Origin of the sequence: Paraglaciecola marina (assembly GCF_004360155.1) — a bacterium.
Lineage (GTDB): Bacteria > Pseudomonadota > Gammaproteobacteria > Enterobacterales > Alteromonadaceae > Paraglaciecola > Paraglaciecola marina.
The window spans coordinates 1-1173 of sequence record NZ_SAIS01000069.1; the positions used below are offsets into that span (position 1 = coordinate 1).

Sequence of the window (1173 nt, forward strand, 5' to 3'; positions counted from 1 at the left end):
TTGTAATCCCCCCAGAAAGTCGGAGCAGTTATAAGTAGAAATTCCCTTTAAACTAAAGCGAAGGAGTTTTCTATGCGTAAATCGAGATATACAGACAGCCAGATATTGGCGATTTTAAAACAGAATGAAAATGGTGTGGCCGTTCCTGAACTGTGCCGTGAACACGGTATGAGTTCAGCACAATTTTATAAATGGCGAGCCAAGTTTGGCGGCATGGATGCGTCGTTGATGAAACGACTTAAAGAGCTTGAAGACGAAAACAAACGGCTCAAAAAGATGTACGCTGAGGAACGGTTAGTTGCTGAGATCCGTAAGGAAGCGCTTGAGGGAAAGTTGTAAGGCCATCCCAGCGAAAGGAGATGGCAAAGAACGCTATTAATCGGCATGCTGCGAGTATTCGTATTGTGTGTCGAAGCTTGGGTATTAGTAGCAGCTGTTACCACTACCAAGCGAAACTGAGTAGTGAAAATGCGCTGGTAGCCGATTGGTTGTTGCGACTCACTGAAACGCATCGACGTTGGGGATTTGGCTTGTGCTTTTTGTATTTGCGAAACGTCAAGGGCTTCCGCTGGAACCATAAGCGTGTGTATCGCATTTACCGCGAACTTGAGTTGAACCTGAGGATCAAACCCAAGCGAACGATAAAGCGTGATAAGCCTGACGCCCTGAGTGTGCCACAGGCTATCAATCAAGTGTGGTCGATGGACTTTATGTCAGACAGTTTGGCTGATGGGCGTTCATTGCGCACGTTCAATGTCATTGATGATTACAACCGTGAGGGTTTGGCAATTGATGTGGATTTATCGATGCCTAGCCTGAGGGTTATTCGCTCTCTGGAGCAGGTTATCGAGTGGCGCGGCAAGCCTGCTGCAATTCGCTGCGACAATGGACCAGAATATATTTCAAACCAATTGATAACATGGGCTAACCAACATCAGATAACGATACTTTATATTCAACCTGGTAAGCCCACACAAAATGCGTATGTTGAACGGTTTAATCGAACTGCACGGCATGAATGGTTGGACTTACACATGTTTGAAAGTGTTGAGCAAGCGCAAGAGCTAGCAACAAACTGGCTCTGGCTTTACAACAGTGAACGACCTAATATGGCAATTGGTGGTGTACCACCCAAACAACTATTGAGAGCGGCTTAAAGAATTTCTACGAATA

Annotated in this window: 1 protein-coding gene; it reads left to right on the top strand. The window is 45.5% G+C overall.

Annotation, left to right across the window (positions count from 1 at the left end):
• The first annotated feature begins 72 nt into the window (after positions 1-72).
• Positions 73-1157 (top strand): IS3 family transposase gene (locus EOK74_RS20690; protein WP_133472024.1). Its coding sequence is split into 2 segments (ribosomal slippage): positions 73-334 and positions 334-1157, totalling 1086 coding nucleotides; the frame shifts between segments, so codons are not numbered across the junction.
• Positions 1158-1173: the final 16 nt, after the last annotated feature.